Consider the following 24,440-nt stretch of genomic DNA (forward strand, 5'->3'; position numbering starts at 1 on the left):
AATAACTCAAATCAGCAGGGAATGCTTAACCGTCTCCGAGGATCTGTTATCGTGACCTCTAATGCGGCACTGAATGTTACATCTGATTTTCTTACTTCTGAGGGTATTGAGATTGATCATACATCAGATGTGACTGAAATGATGGAAACGATGACAGGTTATGTTGGTGCACCTCATTCTAAACAGGATACCATTATCACGATCCATCTTAATCGTTCACAGAACTTGGCCAATGAATGGTTTCGTCAGCTAAGTAAAAACACATATATTGGTCAGATTCGTATTGTTAGTGATAGTTCTGCCCAGGATGATCGTACAGTAGAAAATTGTTATATTACAAAGCAACCGAAACAAAAGTTAAACGGGACTCAGGTTGGTTGGGACATAACCATTAAGGGCTATGAAACCATTAATTCCGAGATTTGGAGCCTATCATAAATTATGTATTTATCAGGCGGGTTAATACCGCCTGATAAATTTTATTATGCTAGTAAATTGGATATAGATTGATGAGCATTACGATTAATGAACGACTTAACCTTGTCGTATCATTGGATAGTGAAAAAGCAGTTATTCACTGCCCTCCTCTCAGCCGCGATGCCTTTGCTTTATGCTGGCGTCTTTTAGCACGCACATGGAGCAGCTTAGAAGCTGATGAGCTTGGTATAACAGCAGGTTCTGCTGTTGCTGCTTTAGCATTAAAAGAGCAGGCTGATTTATCGGGTCCAGAAGGAAAAGCTACTTATCAGACGTTATTGGCTGATATTAACCGTAACTCAACTTATATTGGTATGACAGATGAAGGTTTTAATCCTGTTCCACTTTCAAGTGCATTAAAAAAAGGTTGGCTCTCTGAAGAAGAACATGCAGAACTTGAGAATTCTCTTGTTTTTTTTATTGTCGCCTCTGCTCTGCTTTCTCCAAAAAGAAAGAATCTTATCCTGGATATGCTAAACTTGCTCAGACCTGTGGATCTGACCTCCTTAGACGCTATGGCATACAGAGATTCGTTGCAGAGCTCGATCAGAAAAGATGTTACTGGCGAGATGGTGGAGGCATAATCGCAGCTATTTTTGACTGGCTTGCCGATGAGGGGTTTTCCGAATGTATCGGATCTGAGACGGATTATAGCTCACGTGAAGAATATTGCTCCAGATATATAAATCCTACGAAAATCTTGTCTATGTTATCAAGGTAAAGGGGAAAATATGAAAATTAAATCAAAAAAAATTGTCAGGAAGGATCTTTCCCCTACCCTACAAGAATATCAAAATATAATAGATAATTACAAAATAATATTTTTCATAAAAGAAAAAGAATTAAAATTTAATAAAAGTTTAGCAACAATTGGAACTAAATTATCATATATTAAATATATTTCTTTAAGTCCACTAAATAACTTTTCTTTTGTTTTTAGAAATATTAATTTTCACACAAAAGATCTTAGATATTTGCTTATGGTTGATGATCATAAATATTTGTCTAAAAATATATGGAATTTTGAATTTTCTAACAAACAGCTTGAAACAAAATTTTCAAAAGAACGTCATGATGTAAAAATATTACCTGTTATCATAGAGAAAGAAAAACTCAAAGAAAAAAACATTTCTTTTGAAAAAAACTTTTTAGAAAAAAGTAATTTAAAAAGAGTATTAGAATATTTTATTTATAATAAAAAATATTTTTCATTGAAAAATGAACGTATTTCTCAATACATAAAATTTAAAAACAATTTTATAGATGATATATATAAAAGTAATTATTATAAGAAGTTATATTTATTTAAAAATAAAATAAATTATATAAATAATAATGATTATTTACTAAATAGTAATTATAATGATGTAATATTTCAAAAAAATTATCAGAATTTAATTACTAAATTTTATAATACTATATCTTACTTTAATAATAAAACTCATACTTTAATAAACAAAGAATTTTCTCATGAAAAAATAAATTTATCTTATGCTATTCTATATTCTAGTTTTTTATATAAAATAATTAATAAAAAATTTTATAATAAATATGATAAAAATTCTAATATAAATTCTGTGACATGGGCAAAAAAAATTATAAAAAAATATAGAAATATATTTAAGTATGAAAAATATAATTTTATATTTTTTAACGCCAAAAGAGAAAAATTATTTTTTCCACTTCTGCCATTAGCAACGAATAACAGTAAATATATTATAAAAAATCTAGAAAATACTGAGAATGAGCATCATATCAACAAATGTTATACTAATATTTTATTAAGCTCAATTAAAAGAAATTGTGAAATGGTATCACTTGAAGACCAAGAAAAAATAACTGATATTAAAAATATAATTAACACTTATAATAGAAAAAATAATAATAAAGAAAATAATTTTAATAATTTTCAAAGATACATAAATTATTTTAAGACGCAACAAAGTAATAGTAAGAAATATATAAATGAATATCATATTTACAATAATGAATATAGTAATACTATCGATATGATTAGAGCTATAGGAAATTAATTTATATATAAAACTTAATATTATTTTTAAAATTATTAATATATAGACAAAACAATTTCAATCTACTGGAATTTATTTTATGCTTTTTCAATATGCTAACAGGGCTAAAACGCAACTTGCGCGTTCTATAACGACGTCTGATACAGTCATTAATATTATTTCAGGAGATGGTGCTCTTTTTCCGGCCATTCGTCAGGGAGAAGAAGCTTTTCCCATCACGATTGTCTCTATCGCAGACCAGACACAGTTTGAAATCTGTTATGTTATCGCCCGTAACGCAGACACATTTACGCTTCGTAGAGCCCAGGAAAATACCAAAGCTATGAAGTTTGAGAGTGGCGATATCGTATCGCTTAATATGTCTGCTAAGATATTTGATTTATTCCCTCAGGCTGGTTTTCTAGGCATATACGATAATAATATCGCAAAAATGATTGGTGGCTACAAAAAAAATGCGGTTTTAGCCGACCCTCAGACACCTACTCAATTATGGATTAGCTTACAGGATAATAATAAAACACCACCTGACATAGAAGCTACTGAGTGGTGGTCTTCTGTTAATTTCGATGCTTTTGGTGAAAAATTTACAGAGTTTGTTTCTGGACGTATTGGCCTTCGTCCAAATGATATTCAAGGCATCAGCCTATTAACAAATGGTGATACAGGACGCGCCCGTTATAAAGATAATAGGGGAAACTCCTGGGATATCGCTGCACAGGAAGATGTGGATGGCGTTAATTCTGACTTACAGTCCTTAAAAGCAGATGTTGTCAGAGGGCATGGTTTTAGTTCAGGAGATAAACGCATCACTGATATTTGGGGCAATAATAATGAACGGACAAGATTAGAAGCAAATCTGGAAGGCGGCACCGCAATTATATCAGCAAGGCTCGAAGATATACAGGATGAATATAACCGTGCTGTAAGAGCAGAAAATAATATTAATAATGATTTACAGAATTTTAAATCACAAGAAGCTGTTACTAGTGAAGCTTATAGTGATTATGATACACGTATAACACATGCAAGAATTATGCATGATCAGCCCCATCCCCATGTAGCTATACAAGGCTCTGATGGGAAATATGATCACACTTTGGCTAATCTTGATGATATCAATGATACAAACACAGCTCTCAATAATTTTAAACAGGATGCTGTAACAGGTCATGGCTATAGCAATGGTGATAATCGTATTACGAATATCTGGGCTAATAATAACAGCGACAGGCAACGTTTACAGGCTAATGTTCCTGGGAAAAATGATATTATTGCTGCGAGTATTAATGACGTATGGGATGAAAGAGACCGCGCCATTCAGGACGTCACCAACGAAAGAAATCGTGCCCAGAATGTTGAAACTTCGCTCATTTCAGGCCGACTTGGCTTAAACTCAGGCGATAAGGCGGGACGTGGCCTACACACCAATAGCAGGACAGGACGTGCCAATTATTGGGATGAAAACGGAAATAGGGGTGACTTTCCCTGGGCATCAGAATTTGATGCTTTTGTTAATAGATTTCAATTATGGACTGCCAAAGTGAGTAATGGTGATTGGGTATATTTCCCTAGATCGATTGATGGATTTTTAAACGAAAACAATGTTTGTAATGTTTCAATATTTATGGGTGTCATAAACAGCACATATAATTCAGTATGGAATAGGGATAATAATATTTTTCTTTGTAACGTTTCCAGAGATGGCTCTGGAAGGCAAGAAATAGAACATGATAAATTTCGTGTCACTCTTCAACATTATTGGACAGGGAAAAATGATGCCAAAGGTGGCACTGCTGGAAATACATGGATTCAATTTCTAGCCATAAAAACGAGTTAATGATTATGACAGAACTGGATCCCAACACCCTGCCCCTAGCTGTGTCAGGGCAGGCCCTTAACCGTGTGATAGGCACACAGGTTAATGATGAAGGTGTCTCCTCCCTCGCCCTCTTTCCTCTCAAGGTGCTCAGTGCCACAGGTGGCCGTATAGCCAAACTCGCCATTGCCACAAGACCCGCCACTCCAGGAGAAGAACAGCCAGCCACCTTGACTGTCTATACTGATGATGGAGGATCATATCCTGTTAAATTCACCATTCCCCCTGGCGCAAGGGGCTATTCCATTACCGATATTGATTATGACCAGGACGAAGTTAAACCAGGAGAAGCCTGCACCGGCCGACTGACAGTCTCCCTTGAAAACGGAACAAAACTTCCTCCGGTGGAAATCCATCTGCCACCGGGTAAAGACAGCCTGACCATCACTGATACTTCCGTTACTCAGGAGCCTGTCGAAGCTGGAAAACCCAGCAAGGTAACCGTCACAGTTACCCATAGTGATGGGTCAAAGGCTGTTTACTCCTATGAAGCACCTCCTGGTGCTGAAGGTTTCGTCGATGGTGAGCATTTCGTCGCACGCCATGATGGTAAACTAAACTCCCCGACTATCTTCTATGGCCCCAATGAAAGCTACACTCTTACTCCTCAGAGTGATGGCAGTCTTGTCGCCAGGGATGACAAACAGAACATCCTTTTCTCCCTCAGCAAAACAGAAGGCCATATCGGTGATGATAGAATAGCCACAGCTTCAGATCTCAAAAACGAAACCAACAGGGCTATGGCCGCTGAAGCCGAAAAATTATCTCTCTCAGGGGGAAATGTTACGGGCCTCATTAATGCCAATTACACAATTAATGATAAACCCGGTGCAGCTGGAAGTGCGGTGCCAAACACATTCTGGGTCGACCAGAATTATGCCACCAAAACAGCATTGGCAAGCGAGACAGTAAGGGCTCAGGCAGCTGAGGCCACTAAATTACAGACCGTTCCAGCGTCAGATAACGACGACCGGCTCAATAATCTGGTGTGGAATCATACGGGTAACCACCTGTCTGCCCAATTACCTGATAATAGCTGGAGATCCTTCTATCCCACGGATGCGTCCGTTCAGGCACTCGTCTATTCTGATGCTGATGCACGCCCAACCACCATCAGAACCGTGAAAAAAGGCTGGAGAGGACATCGTGAACTGATTATTCAAAATGACGGGTTTGATGATTTTAACGGCCCGTCAACCAATGCTGTTGATGATGCCCTCAATACAAAGCTATCCCTCACGGGAGGCACTATGTCAGGAAATATTTCTCTTAGTGGGTTTCAAGACGATGTAAATGTGTGGTCTGGGATGCTGTACTTCCTGTCTCCTGACGGAATATCCACTTCTGGTGATATCCGACTATGGGGGCCCAAAAACGACCCAACCCTCGCGCTTGGGGTACGTGTTAATAATCAAGACGCCGCGCTTTTTATTCACAGTGATAATAGCGTGACGACGTCGCGCGGCACCTGTCTGCCTGAAATATTGATAGGAAGCAGCTCACCTAGGCGTATGGTGTTTCAGGCATTCAGGATCACAAAAGCTTATGGACAAATGAAAATCAAATTCCCTGTTCCATTTAAAGCCTCTGATCCAGTAGCACAGATTATGTTTTCATCCACTGAAGTGTGCGACGATTTAATTAATCATCTTGAGTCAGCTGTTACATGGGTTTCAAAGACATCCGTAACAAATGACGGTTTTCTAATGAATAATGACGATGCAAATCATATAGGTCGTGAAATGTCATTTATAGTATTAGGGCCAATGTAATGACTGAAAAAAACATGAATAAAATATCAGATTACTACGCAATGCTCGACGACAACAGAAATGTAACCTCTCTTGTTGTTTTTTCTGGTATTGCCACAGCAGATTGTTATTATAATCTCACAAAGGATGATTATGATAAAATTTATGCTATACAATTACAGAACAAATCTGGTGTTAATATATCTCCAGATGGCACAATCACAACCTATATCCTGCCTGAACCACCAAAACCGCCTTTGAAAGACCTTGCCCAGAATACTCTTTCTGACGTACAGTCCCAGGCGCCGATGATGGTAGCTATGGGAGAAAGTTTTGGCCCCAAAACGAAATCTTACGTGCAGGCGTTACAGGCTATCATTAATGGCACTGATACAACCAGCACTGAGTTACCTACCAAGCCGGATAGCCTGACAGACTAGCTAGCAAACAGAATCCTATTTCTATTCCGCCGCCCTTAGAGGCGGTTTTTTGAGAGAGCCATCATGTCTCCCCAGGTGAGCGATGATACGCGCACTGAATTGAGACAAAAGGCGGCATTATAGAATAGTCCGCTTCTTTCCAATCATTTCTTCCACTTTCTAGCCATAAAAACGAGTTAATGATTATGACAGAACTGGATCCCAACATCCTGCCCCTAGCTGTGTCAGGGCAGGCCCTTAATCGTGTGATCGGCACACAGGTTAATGATGAAGGTGTTTCCTCCCTCGCCCTCTTTCCTCTCAAGGTGCTCAGTGCCACAGGTGGCCGTATAGCCAAACTCGCCATTGCCACAAGACCGGCCACCCCAGGAGAAGAACAGCCAGCCACCTTGACTGTCTATACTGATGATGGAGGGTCATATCCTGTTAAATTCACCATTCCCCCTGGCGCAAGGGGCTATTCCATTACCGATATTGGTTATGAGCAGGATGAAGTCAAACCAGGAGAAGCCTGCACCGGCCGACTGACCTTCTCCCTTGAAAACGGAACAAAACTCCCTCCGGTAGAAATCCATCTGCCACCGGGTAAAGACAGCCTGACCATCACTGATACTTCCGTTACTCAGGAACCTGTCGAAGCTGGAAAACCCAGCAAGGTAACCGTCACAGTTACCCATAGTGATGGGTCAAAGGCTGTTTACTCCTATGAAGCACCTCCTGGTGCTGAAGGTTTCGTCGATGGTGAGCATTTCGTTGCACGCCATGATGGTAAACTAAACTCCCCGACTATCTTCTACGGACCCAATGAAAGCTACACTCTTACTCCTCAGAGTGATGGCAGTCTTGTCGCCAGGGATGACAAACAGAACATCCTTTTCTCCCTCAGCAAAACAGAAGGCCATATCGGTGATGATAGAATAGCCACAGCTTCAGATCTCAAAAACGAAACCAACAGGGCTACCGCCGCTGAAGCCGAAAAATTATCTCTCTCAGGGGGGACGACAACAGGTGCTCTTTATACCGATGGTAACTTTATTGACCAGAATGGACAGACACTCTCACAACCAAATGGCAATGCTATCGGTGATAACAGATTTTATAACCAGCTAGCACAGGATAAATCAGGCAATTTATTCGGTCGTCTGATTATGAAGAAAGACAATACATGGACTCACGTCCTTGAATGCACACCTGATGGTAAGCTCACTAATATTAATGGGAAATCTCTTGCTCTCATAGATGATATCACTGCTGAAACAGCTGGATCTCTCCCTCTTTCTGGAGGACACCTCTCAGGAGAGCTCTTCGTCGATGCTTCTTTCCATCAAAATGGGGAAACACTCTCAAAATCCATCGGCACGCAAATCGGCAATAGTCAGTTTTATATGCAGGCCGTCCAGCCAGATAATGTTAACCATCTGCTAGGAAGACTAGCTATCAAAGACCTGGACGGAAATTTCTACAAAGTTTTGGAAGCTGACACGACAGGAACTCTGAAAAATCTGAACGGCGATAATCTTGCGACGATTTCAGACGTACAGGAAGCCGAAGCCCGCTTACTTCCTCTCTCAGGAGGGCACCTCTCAGGAGAGCTGTTCGTCGATGCTTCCTTCCATCAGAATGGGGAAGCACTTTCAAAAACACTCGGCACACAGGTAGGAACTGGTCAGTTCTATATGCAAGCTGTCCAACCTGACGATGTCAAGCATCTGACCGGACGACTGGTAATTAAGGATCTGGATGGAAATTTCTACAGGGTTCTGGAAGCCGATACAAAAGGTAACCTGAAAAATCTCAATGGCAAGATACTGGCAACAACTGATGATGTGCAGGAAGCCAAAGACACCAGATTGCCTCTAACTGGAGGAGCCCTCACTGGAGATATTAGTCTGGAAGGTACTATAAATGGTGATAATCTTTACAGCAGAACACTATATTTAACGACTGCAGGAGATAAAAACCAAGGACAGCTCCAGCTGGTCGGCACAAAAACCAACCCCGCAACTGCTCTTACAACGCTTGCTGCAGATGGTAGAAGCGCTTCTCTGTTCCTGAATGCTGATAATAGTGTTACGACGCCCCATAACTCGTCATTACTGGAGATCATGATGGGAGGAGGCTCAACTGGACGCGTTGTTATGCAGGTCTTTGAGGCGAAATTTATAGCAGCAGGATTACCAACATTAAACTGGATAGATTTTCCAATAGAATTTTCTGAGCCAGCCTTATGCGTCGTCGCAAATGTCAATAACGAATATGGTGGATTGAATGCCAATGCAAATGGGCGAGGCAGATGGGTTGGACTTTGCAATAAACTGGATCAGCAGACTGAGACACTCGATATAACAAAATCGGGTTTCAGGGCATTTATTGCACGTGGAGATGGGTTTGCGCCTCTCCATGCATCAGTATGCGTCATGGCTGTGGGGATTATAAAATAATGAGCGCGACTAACAAAATATCAGACTTTTATGCCGTTCTTGATGACAAGCGTAACGTAACGAATATGGTCATTTTTCCAGGCATTGCCACTGCCAAAAGCTATTATAATCTCTCCTCAGATGATTATAAAAAGATCGAGTATCTCCTCTTTCAGGATGAGTTAGGTGTTAATATTGCCGAGAATGGGATGATCACAACCTATATCCCGCCAGAACCACCAAAACCACCATTGAAAGACCTCGCCCAGAGTGCCCTTTCTGATGTACAATCCCAAGCACCGATGATGGTAGCTATGGGTGAGACGTTCGGCCCCAAAACAAAATCCTATGTGCAGGCACTGCAAGCCATTATTAATGGCACTAATACAACCAGCACTGAGTTACCCACCAAGCCAGATGATCTGACGGATTAACCAGTAAAATAACAGTTCATCTTGTTCTGTCTCTTTTTAAGGCGTTTTTTTTATGTTCAAGAGGATCATTGTACTTGATCAGATGAGCTATGTTATATGCACAGAATTTAAGCAAAATGCTAATGAAATGCGTTTGAACTTTAAATCATTACGAAGAGAAATCAGAAACATGAAGAACTGGTCGGTTGGTACTGTGCTTCTGCTATTGGCTCCAGCAGCCCGATAACATTAATTGAATTATCAATGCTTATTGGTGATTTTGTAGGTTTTTTGAGTGGAAGTATAACACAAAATTTTAGCTATACTCTTTTAGGAGCAATCTTATTATTAATGTTACCAGATAATACAACGGCTAGACGTATGGAGGCAGGCTGCTTTATTGTCGTTGGTAACTATTTTAGCTCAACACGGATTATCTCATTCTTTAGATAATAAAAAAGATAGAATTATAAAAATAATATTTAAAAAGGCTTTATAAAATGACATATACAGAAACCGAACCAAATTCAGAAATTGTTCCTTTAGCAACAAACCTTGTTTCTTCAGGTGAAAATTTATTTAAATCGCTCACCGGACATGACATGAATAATAATCAGCAAAAAATTAGTGACGGCCTTACTAAAATTGTTGATGGCGTCTTGCCAACACTTGAGAAAATGGTTTCATTTGACCTTAAAGACCTTCTTGAGGGGTTGACAGAAACACTCAATGGTCTAACCAAAACAATCAACAGTACAAAATCCATAAATAATCCTAAAATTAACACTTAATATAAATTAATACTATGACTGATACTTATATAAAATTTCCTGAAAATGATACCGAAAGAGAGTCATTTCAATTTCAAACATCCGTAGCAGAAGGGTTAATAACAGTTAAATTTTATTGGAATATTGCCGATCTTAGATGGTACTTCAAAGCAGTGGATAGTAAAAAAAATACATTAACATACCGTCCACTCATTGGATCATCTATGGATAATAATATTAATCTTTTTAGAAATATAAGTCATTCAATTTGTATTTTTAGAGAAAAAAATAATATATTTGAAATAACTTACTAATATTAATTATTGTTATATAATATATTGGAAATTATATATAATGTCTATCTCAAATCTTCCGCTTTCAGTAACATCTTTACTAGAAGACCAATATCCAGGTTTGTTCAGTGTACTGCTTAATAGGGATATTGAACCAATTGATCAGGATGTTTTACAGGAAAAAATAACAACATTAGCAACACAGCTTAGCCCTGGTTTAACAACAAACCTTCCCGCAACATTAATTGAGAATATGAGTACAGTTGCTATGGCGGCGCTGACCCAAATGGACCAATTAAGAGTTTCTGCTGTAAATTCCATAAGCCCTCTTAACGCGCCCTCTGATCTTCTTGATGAGTTCGGTGAAATATATGGTGTCAAACGCGGTTTAGGATCTAATCCTTCAGTTTATGTGAACTTCACAGGAACACCTGGCCTGTTTCTTGCAAAAGGGTTTCAGGTTACTGATTCACAATATCTATTTGAAACACAAGAGAATTTGACGATTCCTAGTAATGGAATCTTAAAAGATGTATATGTTGTCGCAACAACAACTGGCAGTTATATTATTCCCCCTTATTCTGTGACACAAGTTATTAGTTCTATCCAGCCAGATACAGAACTAGAAGTGGAAAATTCACAATATGGTACTATAGGTGACGGACCAGAAAGTGATGTAGACTATAGAGGCAGAATTCTGAGAGCAGGTACAGCGACTTGTCAAGGGACTCCGAATTTTATCAAGACATGCTTACAAAAAATAGATAATGTTATTGATCGTTCTGTTGCGGTAAGTATAGTCAAAAATGAAATAAATAACCCTATTGGTTATAGTGTTCAAGTAGATGGTGGAGATCCTACTGAAATTGCTGGAGCAATTTATCAAAGCTGTTTTGATTTGATAAATCTAAAGAAAAGTATTAATACTATTGGTGGTGTTACTAATGGAAAACCATGTGTTATTACTACTGATCTAACACATGGATTGAAAACTGGACAAAAAATCACTATCAGTAACGCAACAGGAACACCAATGATCAATGGTGATTTTGTTGCTACAGTGATTGATGCCTCTCGATTTTCAATTGATATTGATACTACTTCCTCTCCATTTTATTCTGGTGGGGGTGTGTTAGAGACAAATTCTCGTGATATGTCTGTCACAATTATTGATGGAAAAGACAAATACGTTATCCCCTTTATTAAGCCATTAAAACAAAATGTAAAAATTATTTGTCATTGGCAAACATCTGCAATTAATATTATTGATAACGAATCTGCAACACAACTTTGTTCTTCAAATATTGCTAGTTATATTAACTCAATTGAAAGTGGAGATCCTATAAATCTTTTACAATTGGGAAATGTTTTTGAATCTTCAATTCTGGAATTGCTTCCTGGAAACCTTATTACTGAACTTTATTTTGAAATTTATCTGGATGATATATTAACTTCACCTAACAATAAGAGCAATATTATTAATGGAGATTCTCAAAGTTACTTTGTAACTACATCAGACCAGATTACATTGATTCAAACATAAGGATTTTGTTTAATGTCAAAAAACATTGAAGAATTAATATATCCTTATCATCAGTTTTCTGATGATGAAAATATTATGGCTATATTTAAAGCTTATAATCAGATTTCTGTAGAAATTTTATCATGGCTATATCAGCGTCCATTAGCTTTATATACTAGAGAATCAATAAAAGATGGATTTTTAAATTATCTAACCTATAGCCTGTACGGTCAATTTCGCTATAAAATTAGCTACCAACAATCACAAACTTATAGTGGATCTATTGATGATACTGACATTAATAGAACAGCCTTAGCTGAAGAAACCATTATAAAGAAATATAAAGGCACCTCTCTTAGCGATGACATACATAAACGAATTTTAACATGGAATTTTTATAAAGGTGATGGTTTAAATTTTTCAATCCCATGGCTCAAAAGACGTATTATGCGTTTTTTGACTGGTGACAATGGGCATTGCTGGAAGTTCAATAGCTGTAATGCTGTTAGTCTTACGGTTTCTGGTCGTGATATTATAATTAATATATCTACTGAAGATTGGGATAGTAGTTTAGTTGATACACTAAGAAAAATCATTGGAAATGGCATTCTAAATACGCCACCTATGTTTAATTATATTGTTATAAATAAAAATTCTATTTCAGAATAATTATGGAATTGATAAATGTCTGTTTCAACACGAAATTCCCCTGCCATATTAATGCAAAATGTAGCTGAAAGATCTGCACGTAAATTATCAGGTCTTTTATCAAAAACTATTCCTGTATCGCTCGTTCAAATGAGCGGGCGTATGGCAATAATTAAAATTGAAGCAAACACACCAGTGCCTTTTCCAACAATCACAGTACCTGTACTTGAGAGTGAATATATAAGAGCTCCTTTGCAAAAAGGGTGTAAAGGACTGCTACTCTGCTCAGATATTAACATTGGTCATCTAAGCGGAATGAATACCGACAGACCCAATTTTAATGAAACAATCTCTAATCTCTATTCAGGTATTTTTATCCCATTTTCTCATAAGAACTGGGATAACCTTGATGGTGATTTTCTCCAGTTATATGGTCTGAATGGCGTTCAGATAAATCATAAATTACATGGAAAAGTATCTGTTACACTTTCTGATAATAACGTCATTATAACAAATGGAAGTGCAACTATATCCCTAAACGATGGTGAGATCAAACTCGAGGGCCAGGTTATTATTAATGGACAAAAATATAAAGCACATACACATTCAAATGGCCATGAAGGAGCTCCTACTGGTGGTGTTTTATAATTAATGTAATGTCACAATGAAATTGGATTCATAACCATGAGTAATTCTTGCTTTGTACTTTTAACAATTATATTCAGCATGGGTTCACTCGGTTTGTTAATTTGGTATGCAAATCGGGCTGGATGTAATGCAGCACGTGTCCATGATGAAAAATGATCGTTTAGAAATAACTAAAAAGACAGTCCAGCTAAATCAGGAAATCACCCATGCCCTTGCAGACAGGCCAGTTGACAGTCGCGCTTTATCATCGTTTGGAACAGGGAAATGCATAATGAGAGGTATCATTTATGGGGCTTGTTAGGACTGCTCCTGGTAAGATGTTCATCCCCCGAGCTTCAGACTATTTGCCCGACAATTATAACTTATAATCTTGAAGACCAGAAAACACTTACGAACGAACTTAATAAGACATCTGATAATACTGAAATCATACGTTGGCTGAGTGATTATATTGGTCTAAGAGAACAAGTTAAAAGCTGCCATAAAATTATCTAAAGCTCAGAAGAGATGAGGAGAAAATTATTCCTCCTCATCTTATTTCAATGACTATCTAACTTATTTTTCTCCCATTCCTTCAAATTAATAGAAACAAGTATAATGGGTAATTTAACAAAAGATTTTCCCTGATGAAATTGAGGCAACCGATCTATTTGTGGAACAGGCACCCATAATTTCTTATCTTCTGAAATCATAAGGGCGTCTCCCCAATGCAATAAAGGATCCGTGAAAATTCTAACCGTCTTTCCTGACTCTGACCGCCGATAAATACTATTATCTTTTAAACTGGTGAAATAGAAATTTCCTTTTTCATCCATTGCTGTTCCTCCTATGGGAGGAAGGTCAACCCATGGACGAACAGAAGCAGCAATATCTTTCGCTGATGTTGCTGAGTTATCTATCAGAGCTGTTGGTACTTTTGACCATGGCCCCGCTGCTGGACCGTAATACAGCCATTTTCCATCAGGACTGACCTCTAAGGGATCTACCGCAACACTTAAAGCTTGACCAGGTTTGTCATCTACCTGTTTACCATCAGCAATAATGGGACGTTTCTTTTGCGCAAGCGTCGAAGGGTGTCCTTCAAGAACACGCCAGGCATGGCCATCCTTCGTGTCAAATACGATAACGGCCTCACTGCCTGTGTCAGTAATATAAGCTAGATCATTCTTGGGATTAAAGCGGATATCATTTATATAACTATTATTGTGAATAACATCCGCCCCTAAAAGGTAAACTTTCTGAATATCACCATTTTTAGGATTGATTTTAACAAGCTTAGGACCGTTGGGGACAATCGGCTTACCAAAAGCAGGAGCACCAGAATCAACAACCCACAACGACCCATTTGGACCTAAATGTATGGCATTCACACAAACAAAATAATTTGCGGCATCTTTTTCAGGAGTCCAATCATTCCATTTTTTATCTGGGAATGGGATAACCTCACCTTTTGGATCAATTATTCCGACAGCAGGACCGGGAAAACCAGTCCATCGTGGCCCAGCTACAAATATACGTCCTTGTGAGACAGCAACAGCATTCCAAGCCATAATATCTGTTTTGGCCTCAACCTTAACGATATTAGGAGACTCTGGCTGTATCTGTACAGGATTAGGAGAAGAAAAACCAGCTACTGGAATAGATGCCATTGCTATAGCGCTAGATAAAAGAAGATATTTAGATCTTTTTTTAAATTTATTTTCATTAGACATGATTTATATTCCATCCTTCCACGCACGTAAGGTTTCCAAAATCTAAACATGTTCAAATTTTATGTGTCATTTATACAATAAACTTTTAACTTAATCCACATATTTAATATGTTTTATTAGAAATATGTTTAATTTATTTAATTAATGGCTATGTATTAATAACTTATTGCCGTATTATTTTAAATATATATTTCTATCAGAAAGAAACATAATTCATATATAATTAATAAAAATCAAACGAGTTAATGATTATGACAGAACTGGATCCTAACACCCTGCCCCTGGCTGTGTCAGGGCAGACCCTTAACCGTGTGATCGGCACACAGGTTAATGATGAAGGTGTCTCCTCCCTCGCCCTCTTTCCTCTCAAGGTGCTCACAGCCACAGGTGGCCGTATAGCCAAACTCGCCATTGCCACAAGACCCGCCACCCCAGGAGAAGAACAGCCAGCCACCTTGACTGTCTATACTGATGATGGAGGGTCATATCCTGTTAAATTCACCATTCCCCCTGGCGCAAGGGGCTATTCCATTACCGATATTGATTATGACCAGGACGAAGTTAAACCAGGAGAAGCCTGCACCGGCAGACTGACAGTCTCCCTTGAAAACGGAACAAAACTTCCTCCGGTGGAAATCCATCTGCCACCGGGTAAAGACAGCCTGACCATCACTGATACTTCCGTTACTCAGGAACCTGTCGAAGCTGGAAAACCCAGCAAGGTAACCGTCACAGTTACCCATAGTGATGGGTCAAAGGCTGTTTACTCCTATGAAGCACCTCCTGGTGCTGAAGGTTTCGTCGATGGTGAGCATTTCGTCGCACGCCATGATGGTAAACTAAACTCCCCGACTATCTTCTATGGCCCCAATGAAAGCTACACTCTTACTCCTCAGAGTGATGGCAGTCTTGTCGCCAAAGACGATAAACAGAACATCCTTTTCTCCCTCAGCAAAACAGAAGGCCATATTGGTGATGACAGAATAGCCACAGCTTCAGATCTCAAAAACGAAACCAACAGGGCTACCGCCGCTGAAGCCGAAAAATTATCTCTCTCAGGGGGAAATGTTACGGGCCTCATTAATGCTAATTACACAATTAATGATAAACCCGGTACGGCTGGAAGTGCGGTGCCAAATACATTCTGGGTCGACCAGAATTATGCCACCAAAACAGCATTGGCAAGCGAGACAGTAAGGGCTCAGGCAGCTGAGGCACAGCTTGTTTCCGGGCAAGGTTATGGTGGCAAAGACAAGAATGTCAAACGCTTCTGGCTCGGTGGTGATAATGGCGACCGACCTGTTATTAATGATCCAGAGAATAAACTGACTTATCTGGCAACGGCTCAGTCCCTCAACAATGAAACAGCACGGGCTCAGGCAGCTGAGGCCGTAAAACTACAGACCGTTCCAGCGTCAGATAATGATGACCGGCTCAATAATATGGTGTGGAATCATACGGGTAACCACCTGTCTGCCCAATTACCTGATAATAGTTGGAGATCCTTTTACCCTACGGATGCGTCCGTTCAGGCACTCGTTTATTCTGATGCTGATGCACGCCCAACCACCATCAGAACCGTGAAAAAAGGCTGGAGAGGACATCGTGAACTGATTATTCAGAATGACGGGTTTGATGATTTTAACGGCCCGTCAACCAATGCTGTTGATGATGCCCTCAATACAAAGCTATCCCTCACGGGAGGCACACTCAATGGTGATGTTTTATTTAGTGGGTTTCAGGATGATGTGAATGTGTGGTCTGGGATGTTGCGCTTCCTGTCTCCCGCAGGAATATCCACTTCTGGCGATATCCGACTATGGGGGCCCAAAAACGACCCAACCCTCGCGCTTGGGGTGCATAATAACAATCAAGACGCCGCGCTTTTTATTCACAGCAATAATAGCGTCACGACGTCCCACAATACGTCCCTGCCTGAAATCATGATGGGAGGCGGTTCAACTGGACGCGTTGTTATGCAGGCTTTTCGTGTAACTGTAAGCAACACAGCTCTATTCCAGTGGTTTTCGTTTCCAGAGCCATTTTCACAACCAGCAATAAGTGTTGTCGCGTTGTGTAATGATACTTATGGCGGCAAAAATAACGCCGGAGCCGCAGGTCGTTTTGTTTCACTTTCAAATAAGGCAAATACTGATGGTATGGAATTAGATATAACAGAATATGGGTTTAGAGCCAGCCTCGACCGAGGCACTAGTAACCCACAAGGGCAAGCGGCAACGATTACTGTCTTTGCTGTAGGCGTTAAGGATTAATATTATGACACTTTCTAAAAAAATTAGCAATAATTACGCAATGCTTGACGAAAACAGAAATGTGACCGCCTTGGTTACATTCCCTGGCTATGCAACATCCCCTTATTATTTTAATTTAAATGACTCACAATACGACACAATCAGGGTTTCATTATTTGAACAGAAGTCAGGAATTAATATTGCCCAAGACGGCACAATCACAACCTATATCCTGCCTGAACCACCAAAACCCCCTTTGAAAGATCTTGCTCAAAGTGCTCTTTCGGACGTGCAATCCCAGGCACCTATGATCGTCGCTATGGGAGAAAGCTTTGGCCCCAAAACAAAAGCTTACGCGCAGGCGCTACAGGCCATCATTGATGGCACTGATACAAAAAGCACAGAGTTACCCATCAAGCCAGATAATCTGACAGATTAACTAGCAGACAGCATCCCGTTTTCATTCCGCCGCCCTCTGAGGCGGTTTTTTTATTTTCAGGAGAATTATCGTGCCCAATCCCGATACCTACGTCACCCGTGCCGAATTTGAGGAAAATGCCAGCGAGGTTCGGCGTAACTTCAGGTCACTCCGTGACGAAATCAGGGAGATGAGAAACTGGCGAAACTGGACCGTTGGCATTGCCTCCGCTATCGGCTCTAGTCTCGCCTACGCCATCATCAATCTGCTCCATATTCACAATGGAGGGCATTTCTGATGGAGGACGCCCTTACTCTGGCTCTCTCCTTTGTGAAACGTTTTGAAGGGTGTTGTCTCAAGCCTTATCTCTGCCCGGCAGGTTACTGGACCATAGGCTATGGCAACACGGTTCTGTCCGATGGAAAGCCGGTTACGGACTATACAAGACCAATCACTCAGGATGAAGCTGACGCCCTGTTGCAGCAGACCCTTCAGACGGTTCAAAAACAGGTGCGCAATGTGGTCAAAGTGCCTGTTTCGGCTCAACAGGAGGCTGCCCTTTTATCGCTAACCTATAATATCGGCATCGGCAATCTGGATGGCTCCACTCTCCTCCGCCTTCTGAATAACAGACAATATAAACAGGCCGCAGACCAGTTCCTGCGCTGGAATAAATCCGGCGGCCATGTCCTCAACGGCCTGACACGACGAAGGCAGGCAGAACGTTCCCTCTTCCTGGAGGGGATGAAATGAAAATCCTCTCGCATATACGGCATTGGCTTCAGCAGCCGACAACATTGGGAGGGCTTTCGATGCTGATAGGAGGCGGCGTTGGTCTATGGACTGGAAGCCTGCCGCAAGATCTCGGTTATACCCTCATGGCTGCCTCCCTGCCTCTCCTCGCCCCCGACAACACAACCGCACAACGCATCGGGCAGGCAGCATTATTACCTGTTGTCACGGCTCTCTCACGTCACGGCGCACCTATTATGCCGCCTACGGAAAAACCGCCAGACACGTGACTGACGGTGGTCCCAAACTCAACAACTCAATTCAAAAAGGAATTTATCATGACAAATACTACACTCCCTACCAACCCTGAAGCAACCAATCTAGTTGCCGCTGGTGAAAGCTTCTTCAAAGCTATGACAGGCCGTGAAATGAGTGACAACCAGCAGAAAGTGAGCGACGGCATCACTAAAATCGTTGACGGGCTTCTGCCTTCTCTGGAGAAGATGGTGACGCGCTTCACGCTTTCAGACATGCTGACGGGTCTCACTTTATCTCTCAATGGCGCCACTCTTATGGTTAAGGGAGCAAAAACCCCCAACAAACCGCTAGAAGAGACAACATCCAACACACCAACCTCTTCCATACAGACCACAATCCAGTGAATAGTTGGGAAGGCTTCGGGGCACTCACGCTCATCGTGAGCGCCCTGACCGGCCTGGTCTGGTACGCCAACCGATCCGGCCGGAATGCCGAAAAAGTTTCAGTGAGCAAGGACGCTACCTCTATGGCAGAGCAGACAACCCTTACTGTTCGGGCGATGGCGCAGGCTGAAGCCAACAAGCCAACGACGAAAGACGCGATTATCGCATGTTTAGAGAAAGGGGATGCATAATGAGAAAAATTCTTCTCTGGATCTGGCTCGGTTTACTCCTCGGGGCATGTTCATCCCCCCACCTAAAACCTGTCTGCCCAACACTTGTCTCATATTCCGTGCAGGACCAGAAAGCTCTTGCTACTGAACTGCTACAACCCGGCGAGCGTCCTCAGACCATCCGCTGGATTGGGGACTATATTGGGTTGAGAGATCAGGTTAGAGCGTGCATTTAAAAATATCCTGTATTTTCGCGTTGCTAATCGTCGCTTCATGTTACGATCTGGTGCTAAATACATCGTTGTATAGACATGAGGTCGTGGCGGAGGGGATGGGATTCGAACCCACGGTACGACTTGACATCGTACAACGGTTTAGCAAACCGCCGCCTTCAGCCTCTCGGCCACCCCTCCGCTCTTTACGCAGATAACACGGCGTTTGCAAAAGTGTTCATAAGGGTAAAACGTCTATTCGTCAAACCCTTATGAACATCTTTTTTTACTTTTTATGAATCAAGAAGCTTCTTCAGGAGCTCATTGACCATTGCAGGGTTTGCCTTACCCTTCATTGCTTTCATTGTCTGTCCTACAAAGAAACCGAAAAGCTTGTCTTTCCCCCCTTTATATTCAGCAACCTTGTCTGAATTTTCATCAAGAATCTGCTGAATGGATGCCTCAATCGCTCCGGTGTCCGTAACCTGCTTCAACCCTTTGCGTTCAACAATCTCAGAGGCTGATGCACCGGTTTCTACCATATCTTCAAGCACTTCCTTGGCGATCTTGCCATTAATGGTAGAATCGCTGATCAGTCCTAAAAGTTCACGTAGTCCCTGCGCACTGACAGGACTATCTTCAATAGAGCGGCCTGTACGATTCAGGGCTGCGAAGAAATCCCCCATAATCCAGTTTGTTGCCAATCGTGCATCAGCATTTTTTGCAACCTCTTCATAGAAATCAGCAATGTTCTGCTCAGCTGTCAGCACAGCTGATTCATAAGCAGACAGACCGTAATCTCTTTCCAGACGAGCTCTTTTTTCTTCAGGCAATTCTGGCAAAGCTGCTTTTAGTTCATCAACCCAGCTTTGCTCAATTTCTAGAGGTAGAAGGTCAGGATCTGGGAAGTAGCGATAATCATGCGCATCTTCCTTACTACGCATGGATCTTGTTTCCCCTTTGATATGATCAAAGAGACGCGTTTCCTGATCGACCGTTCCACCAGCTTCCCATATTTCGACCTGACGCTGCGCTTCGACTTCAATAGCCTGCATTACGTAACGTACGGAATTGACATTTTTGATTTCACAGCGCGTACGGTAATCTTCACCCTCTTTACGGACTGAGACATTGACGTCCGCCCGCATTGAGCCTTCTTCCATATTTCCATCACATGTTCCAAGATAACGCAAAATCTGACGGAGTTTACGGACGTAAGCACCAGCTTCTTCAGGAGAGCGCATATCAGGTTCACTGACGATCTCCATCAGAGCAACACCTGCCCGATTAAGGTCAATGAAGGAACGTGCCGGATCATGATCGTGAATGGATTTTCCAGCATCTTGTTCCAGATGAAGGCGCGTAATGCCGATATTGCGTTTTTCACCGTCAGAAAGCTCAATCTCGACAACACCTTTACCGACAATCGGGAACTCAAACTGGCTGATCTGATAGCCCTGTGGCAGGTCTGCGTAAAAATAGTTTTTCCGGTCGAACCGGCTAAAGAGATTGATTTGCGCTTTAAGTCCCAGGCCAGTACGTACAGCCTGAGCCACGCATTCTGCATTCAGTACAGGCAACATACCTGGAAATGCCGCATCGACCAGACTTACCTGCGTATTAGGCTCTGCCCCGAAAGCAGTTGAAGCGCCTGAGAAAAGTTTTGACTGACTGACAACCTGGGCATGAACTTCCAGCCCGATAACGACTTCCCATTCACCGGTCTCGCCTTGAATACGATATGAGCTCATGCTGAAACTCCTGCATGGAGAGAGGGACGATGATTAAATGAGGCTGCCTGTTCCATAACATGCCCAGCTTTAAGGAGCGTTTCCTCATCGAAATAACGGCCAATGAGCTGCAATCCTAAAGGAAGTCCCTCATGACTTAATCCAGCAGGGACTGAAAGTGCTGGCACACCTGCCAGACTTGCCGGTACTGTAAATATGTCATTAAGATAAAGCTGAACGGGATCGGTTGGTTTTTCATCCCATGCAAAAGCTCCAGAGAGCGCAGTAGGAGCCAAAAGCAGATCGCATTTCTCATAAGCATTCAGGAAATCCTGCTTGATGAGTGTCCTGACTTTCTGCGCACGCAGGTAATAGGCATCATAATAGCCTGATGAGAGCACGTAAGTCCCAAGTAATATACGGCGTTTTACTTCCTCACCAAACCCTTTCCCACGGGTTGCTTCATAAAGCTCATCTAACGATTTTCCCGGGACACGTTCACCAAAACGCACACCATCATAACGGGAAAGGTTGGAGGAAGCCTCCGCTAAAGCAGCGATATAATAGGTAGGCAGTCCATATTTCGTATGTGGTAGGGAAATTTCAATAATTTCCGCCCCTGCATCCTTTAACCACGCAATTCCCTGATCCCAAAGGGCCTGAATTTCAGCAGAAAGGCCTTCTGTACGGTATTCCTTTGGGATACCGACACGTAATCCTTTAATACCCTGCCCTAAAGCCGCTTCGTAATGGGGAATAGCCTTTTCAACAGATGTTGAATCCTTAGGGTCAAATCCAGCCATGGATTCCAGCAAAATCGCACAATCCTGAATTGTGCGTGCCATAGGGCCTGCTTGATCCAGAGAGCTTGCAAACGCAATTGTACCAAAGCGAGAGCAGCGACCATATGTTGGCTTAATGCCTGTAATGCCACAGTAAGCAGATGGTTGACGAATGGAACCACCTGTGTCTGTTCCTGTCGCTCCGAGTACCAGCCCTGCTGCAACGGCCGCTGCTGACCCACCGGAAGAACCACCAGGAACCAGACGGGCTTCTGAGTCTTTTTTCTTCCATGGATTTTCAACACCACCGAACGCGGAGGTCAGATTTGTTGACCCCATGGCAAATTCATCCAGATTTAATTTCCCTAAAAATATAGCACCATCACGTAACAGATTGCCTGTCACTGTGCTTTCATAAGGAGGAATAAAATTTTCAAGAATATGACTGGCAGCCGTTGTACGAACATTCTTTGTGGCAAAAAGGTCTTTTACACCGAGAGGAATTCCAGTCAGGGCTTTCCCTTCCCCACGTTGCAGGGCGGCATCTGCTTCTTTGGCTTGTTCGCGGGCCTGATCAAGTGTCCGTGTAATAAAGCTGTTCAGGCGTCCATCAAGGCGCTCAATGGCTTCGCAATGAGCGTTAACCAGCTCGACTGCTGAAATGTCCTTACTCTTCAGGCTATCGCGTGCTTGTGCAAGAGTGAGATCAAAATTATAAGTCATTACTCAACTACCTTTGGCACAGTATAGAAAGGCCCTTCACGGTCAGGGGCATTGGAAAGAACTTTTTCCTGGCAATCACCATCTGTTACACGGTCTTCTCTCAGACGCGCGCGCGCGAGGTCAGTTCCAACCATTGGAGGAACATCGATAATATTGACTTCGTTTAGCTGTTCTACCCAACCGAGGATGCCTTGCATTTCTTTTTGGTAGGTTTCAACTTCTTCTGACGAAAGACCCAAACGTGAAAGCCTCGCCATTTTTAAAACTGTTTTTGCATCAAGCGACATGGAATGTCCTAAATAAAAGAGTAAATCGGGCTAGCTTTTAAACATGAAAATAGATCATAACGCTTCTTTATGACGTACTTCAATCCGCATGACCTGCGCCAGCAGATCAAACCTTCGCAACGTATCCTTGGCATTGACCCTGGATCAAAGCAGATCGGCCTTGCTTTGACGGATGTTCAGCTTATGTTGGCATCACCCTTCATGATTTTGAAAAGACAAAAACTTTCTTTTCTCATAAAGGAATTTACCAGTTTTTGTAAGATGCATGATGTAGGAGGCCTCGTTATCGGGCTTCCTCTTTCTCTTGATGGCACTCAGGGGCCGGCAGCTCATGCCGCCAGGGATTGGGGGAAGGACCTGGCACAGGGTTTAAACTTACCCTTTACTCTTTGGGATGAACGACTCTCTTCAAGTGCTGTTAATCGCTTCCTCATTCAGGAAATGGATCTGACACGTAAAAAAAGAGGTGAAGTTGTCGATAAACTAGCTGCTTCTTATATGCTGCAAGGTTGGCTTGATGCCACAAAAGACAAAATCTAGCTCCTCAGGAAATCATCATTTGTTTTTACCTCTGGAAATAGAAACAGAGGGGCAGGAACCTTTTTCTTTCAATGAAGGGAGTGCGGCACCTCTCCTTTTTTCCTCCCCTCATTCCGGTCGTTGCTATCCTGCGTCTTTTTTGAAACAATCCCGGCTGTCAGCCTATGACCTGCAAAGAATGGAAGACAGGTTCGTAGATGATCTGCTCTCTGACCTTCCCCATCTTGGTGTCTCTTTTCTAAAAGCACTCTTTCCTCGCAGCTTCTGTGATGTAAACCGTGACTGGAGAGAGCTTGACGGCAGGATGTTTACGCCTGCCCTTGATGAAAAAGAACTTATAAGATCACAACGTGTTATAGCGGGTTATGGTGTTATCCCCCGATGCACGGCGCCTGGTCATACAATTTACAGCCATACACTTCCTGTAGAAACAGTTGAACAGCGTTTAAATCATTATTGGGCTCCATTTCATCAAAAATTACATAAAACACTGGAAAATATCAGGTTAAAATCAGGTTACGTCATTCTTTTTGATGTCCACTCAATGCCAACACTCTACCAGAGCAAACCTTGTGACATCGTTTTGGGAAACCGTCATAACCGTTCCTGCCCGCCATTCCTGATTAATTATGCACAACAGGTTTTTGAAAAAATGGGCTATAAAGTTCAGCAGAACACGCCTTATGCGGGTGGTTTTATTACCGAACATTATGGAAACCCTGATATTCACGTCCATGTTCTACAAATAGAGATCTCACGCTCTCTCTATCTTAACGAAACAACCCTTGCACCAAACCAGCATTATGAAAAATTCAAAGAAGCGTTAAACCTCTTTGCACAAACCATCGTGCATTGGGTCTCTGATCGTGCCATATATTGTAGGTTTTAGG

The 24,440-nt window shown here is 41.5% G+C and carries 25 protein-coding genes and 1 tRNA gene; 21 read left to right on the forward strand and 5 right to left on the reverse strand.

Features of this window, described 5'->3' with window-relative positions; all coding sequences use genetic code 11:
- Positions 1 to 21 precede the first annotated feature (21 nt).
- The 12 genes from AC3B6P_RS06925 to AC3B6P_RS06980 all read left to right on the forward strand — a co-directional run bounded on the left by AC3B6P_RS06925 (position 22) and on the right by AC3B6P_RS06980 (position 13,291).
- Positions 22 to 438, forward strand: a complete 417-nt coding sequence (locus AC3B6P_RS06925; protein ID WP_489805361.1) for a hypothetical protein — start codon at positions 22 to 24, stop codon at positions 436 to 438.
- A gap of 71 nt (positions 439 to 509) precedes the next feature.
- Entirely contained in the window at positions 510 to 1,061 is a 552-nt protein-coding gene (locus tag AC3B6P_RS06930; RefSeq protein ID WP_489805362.1) for a hypothetical protein, read from the forward strand.
- A 147-nt stretch (positions 1,062 to 1,208) separates the two neighbouring features.
- Positions 1,209 to 2,510: a hypothetical protein gene (locus AC3B6P_RS06935; protein WP_489805363.1), complete on the forward strand. Its 1,302-nt coding sequence runs from the start codon at positions 1,209 to 1,211 to the stop codon at positions 2,508 to 2,510.
- Between the two features lie 79 nt (positions 2,511 to 2,589).
- Complete coding sequence (locus AC3B6P_RS06940) at positions 2,590 to 4,347, forward strand: hypothetical protein (RefSeq protein WP_489805364.1); 1,758 nt, start codon at positions 2,590 to 2,592, stop codon at positions 4,345 to 4,347.
- Positions 4,314 to 6,158: a hypothetical protein gene (locus AC3B6P_RS06945; protein WP_489805365.1), complete on the forward strand. Its 1,845-nt coding sequence runs from the start codon at positions 4,314 to 4,316 to the stop codon at positions 6,156 to 6,158. Before AC3B6P_RS06940 ends, AC3B6P_RS06945 begins: the two co-directional genes overlap by 34 nt.
- The gene (locus AC3B6P_RS06950) at positions 6,158 to 6,577 is read left to right on the forward strand and encodes a hypothetical protein (protein ID WP_489805366.1); all 420 of its coding nucleotides are present in this window, start codon (positions 6,158 to 6,160) and stop codon (positions 6,575 to 6,577) included. Before AC3B6P_RS06945 ends, AC3B6P_RS06950 begins: the two co-directional genes overlap by 1 nt.
- Positions 6,578 to 6,762: 185 nt before the next feature.
- Positions 6,763 to 9,018 (forward strand): hypothetical protein, encoded by a 2,256-nt coding sequence (locus AC3B6P_RS06955; protein ID WP_489805367.1) that lies wholly within the window; start codon positions 6,763 to 6,765, stop codon positions 9,016 to 9,018.
- Positions 9,018 to 9,431 (forward strand): hypothetical protein, encoded by a 414-nt coding sequence (locus tag AC3B6P_RS06960; RefSeq protein WP_489805368.1) that lies wholly within the window; start codon positions 9,018 to 9,020, stop codon positions 9,429 to 9,431. Before AC3B6P_RS06955 ends, AC3B6P_RS06960 begins: the two co-directional genes overlap by 1 nt.
- Before the next feature lie 479 nt (positions 9,432 to 9,910).
- Complete coding sequence (locus tag AC3B6P_RS06965) at positions 9,911 to 10,201, forward strand: hypothetical protein (RefSeq protein ID WP_489805369.1); 291 nt, start codon at positions 9,911 to 9,913, stop codon at positions 10,199 to 10,201.
- A 333-nt stretch (positions 10,202 to 10,534) separates the two neighbouring features.
- Entirely contained in the window at positions 10,535 to 12,016 is a 1,482-nt protein-coding gene (locus AC3B6P_RS06970; RefSeq protein ID WP_489805370.1) for a baseplate J/gp47 family protein, read from the forward strand.
- 12 nt (positions 12,017 to 12,028) lie between these two features.
- Positions 12,029 to 12,664, forward strand: a complete 636-nt coding sequence (locus tag AC3B6P_RS06975; protein WP_489805371.1) for a hypothetical protein — start codon at positions 12,029 to 12,031, stop codon at positions 12,662 to 12,664.
- 15 nt (positions 12,665 to 12,679) lie between these two features.
- Positions 12,680 to 13,291 (forward strand): hypothetical protein, encoded by a 612-nt coding sequence (locus tag AC3B6P_RS06980; RefSeq protein ID WP_489805372.1) that lies wholly within the window; start codon positions 12,680 to 12,682, stop codon positions 13,289 to 13,291.
- 539 nt (positions 13,292 to 13,830) lie between these two features.
- On the opposite strand, the gene AC3B6P_RS06985 is transcribed toward AC3B6P_RS06980, so the two are convergent.
- Positions 13,831 to 15,003 (reverse strand): L-dopachrome tautomerase-related protein, encoded by a 1,173-nt coding sequence (locus AC3B6P_RS06985; RefSeq protein ID WP_489805373.1) that lies wholly within the window; start codon positions 15,001 to 15,003, stop codon positions 13,831 to 13,833.
- 251 nt (positions 15,004 to 15,254) lie between these two features.
- Between AC3B6P_RS06985 and AC3B6P_RS06990 the strand changes: the two genes are divergently transcribed.
- The 7 genes from AC3B6P_RS06990 (at position 15,255) to AC3B6P_RS07020 (ending at position 19,512) form a co-directional block, all read left to right on the forward strand.
- Positions 15,255 to 17,276 carry a hypothetical protein gene (locus tag AC3B6P_RS06990; RefSeq protein WP_489805374.1) on the forward strand — a complete coding sequence of 674 codons (2,022 nt, stop codon included), beginning with the start codon at positions 15,255 to 15,257 and terminating at the stop codon, positions 17,274 to 17,276.
- A 4-nt stretch (positions 17,277 to 17,280) separates the two neighbouring features.
- The gene (locus AC3B6P_RS06995; protein ID WP_489805375.1) at positions 17,281 to 17,694 is read left to right on the forward strand and encodes a hypothetical protein; all 414 of its coding nucleotides are present in this window, start codon (positions 17,281 to 17,283) and stop codon (positions 17,692 to 17,694) included.
- A gap of 70 nt (positions 17,695 to 17,764) precedes the next feature.
- The gene (locus AC3B6P_RS07000) at positions 17,765 to 17,971 is read left to right on the forward strand and encodes a hypothetical protein (RefSeq protein WP_489805376.1); all 207 of its coding nucleotides are present in this window, start codon (positions 17,765 to 17,767) and stop codon (positions 17,969 to 17,971) included.
- On the forward strand, positions 17,971 to 18,426 hold the full coding sequence (locus tag AC3B6P_RS07005) for a lysozyme (protein ID WP_489805377.1): 456 nt from the start codon (positions 17,971 to 17,973) through the stop codon (positions 18,424 to 18,426). Before AC3B6P_RS07000 ends, AC3B6P_RS07005 begins: the two co-directional genes overlap by 1 nt.
- Entirely contained in the window at positions 18,423 to 18,695 is a 273-nt protein-coding gene (locus tag AC3B6P_RS07010) for a hypothetical protein (protein WP_489805378.1), read from the forward strand. The genes AC3B6P_RS07005 and AC3B6P_RS07010 overlap by 4 nt, the downstream gene beginning before the upstream one ends.
- A gap of 48 nt (positions 18,696 to 18,743) precedes the next feature.
- A complete protein-coding gene (locus tag AC3B6P_RS07015; protein ID WP_489805379.1) occupies positions 18,744 to 19,067 on the forward strand; it encodes a hypothetical protein in 324 nt (107 codons plus the stop codon).
- A gap of 229 nt (positions 19,068 to 19,296) precedes the next feature.
- Positions 19,297 to 19,512 (forward strand): hypothetical protein, encoded by a 216-nt coding sequence (locus AC3B6P_RS07020; RefSeq protein WP_489805380.1) that lies wholly within the window; start codon positions 19,297 to 19,299, stop codon positions 19,510 to 19,512.
- Positions 19,513 to 19,596: 84 nt separating this feature from the next.
- On the opposite strand, the gene AC3B6P_RS07025 is transcribed toward AC3B6P_RS07020, so the two are convergent.
- From AC3B6P_RS07025 to gatC, 4 genes are all read right to left on the reverse strand, one after another.
- A tRNA-Ser gene (locus AC3B6P_RS07025) sits at positions 19,597 to 19,689 on the reverse strand.
- A 92-nt stretch (positions 19,690 to 19,781) separates the two neighbouring features.
- Entirely contained in the window at positions 19,782 to 21,239 is a 1,458-nt protein-coding gene (gene gatB / locus AC3B6P_RS07030; RefSeq protein WP_489805381.1) for an Asp-tRNA(Asn)/Glu-tRNA(Gln) amidotransferase subunit GatB, read from the reverse strand.
- Entirely contained in the window at positions 21,236 to 22,723 is a 1,488-nt protein-coding gene (gene gatA / locus AC3B6P_RS07035) for an Asp-tRNA(Asn)/Glu-tRNA(Gln) amidotransferase subunit GatA (RefSeq protein WP_489805382.1), read from the reverse strand. The genes gatB and gatA overlap by 4 nt, the downstream gene beginning before the upstream one ends.
- Positions 22,723 to 23,010 (reverse strand): Asp-tRNA(Asn)/Glu-tRNA(Gln) amidotransferase subunit GatC, encoded by a 288-nt coding sequence (gene gatC / locus AC3B6P_RS07040; protein ID WP_489805383.1) that lies wholly within the window; start codon positions 23,008 to 23,010, stop codon positions 22,723 to 22,725. The genes gatA and gatC overlap by 1 nt, the downstream gene beginning before the upstream one ends.
- A 69-nt stretch (positions 23,011 to 23,079) precedes the next feature.
- Between gatC and ruvX the strand changes: the two genes are divergently transcribed.
- Both ruvX and AC3B6P_RS07050 read left to right on the forward strand, forming a co-directional pair.
- Entirely contained in the window at positions 23,080 to 23,550 is a 471-nt protein-coding gene (ruvX, locus tag AC3B6P_RS07045) for a Holliday junction resolvase RuvX (RefSeq protein ID WP_489805384.1), read from the forward strand.
- On the forward strand, positions 23,528 to 24,439 hold the full coding sequence (locus tag AC3B6P_RS07050) for an N-formylglutamate amidohydrolase (RefSeq protein ID WP_489805385.1): 912 nt from the start codon (positions 23,528 to 23,530) through the stop codon (positions 24,437 to 24,439). Before ruvX ends, AC3B6P_RS07050 begins: the two co-directional genes overlap by 23 nt.
- Position 24,440 lies beyond the last annotated feature (1 nt).

It is taken from the genome of Aristophania sp. ESL1142, assembly GCF_058107345.1.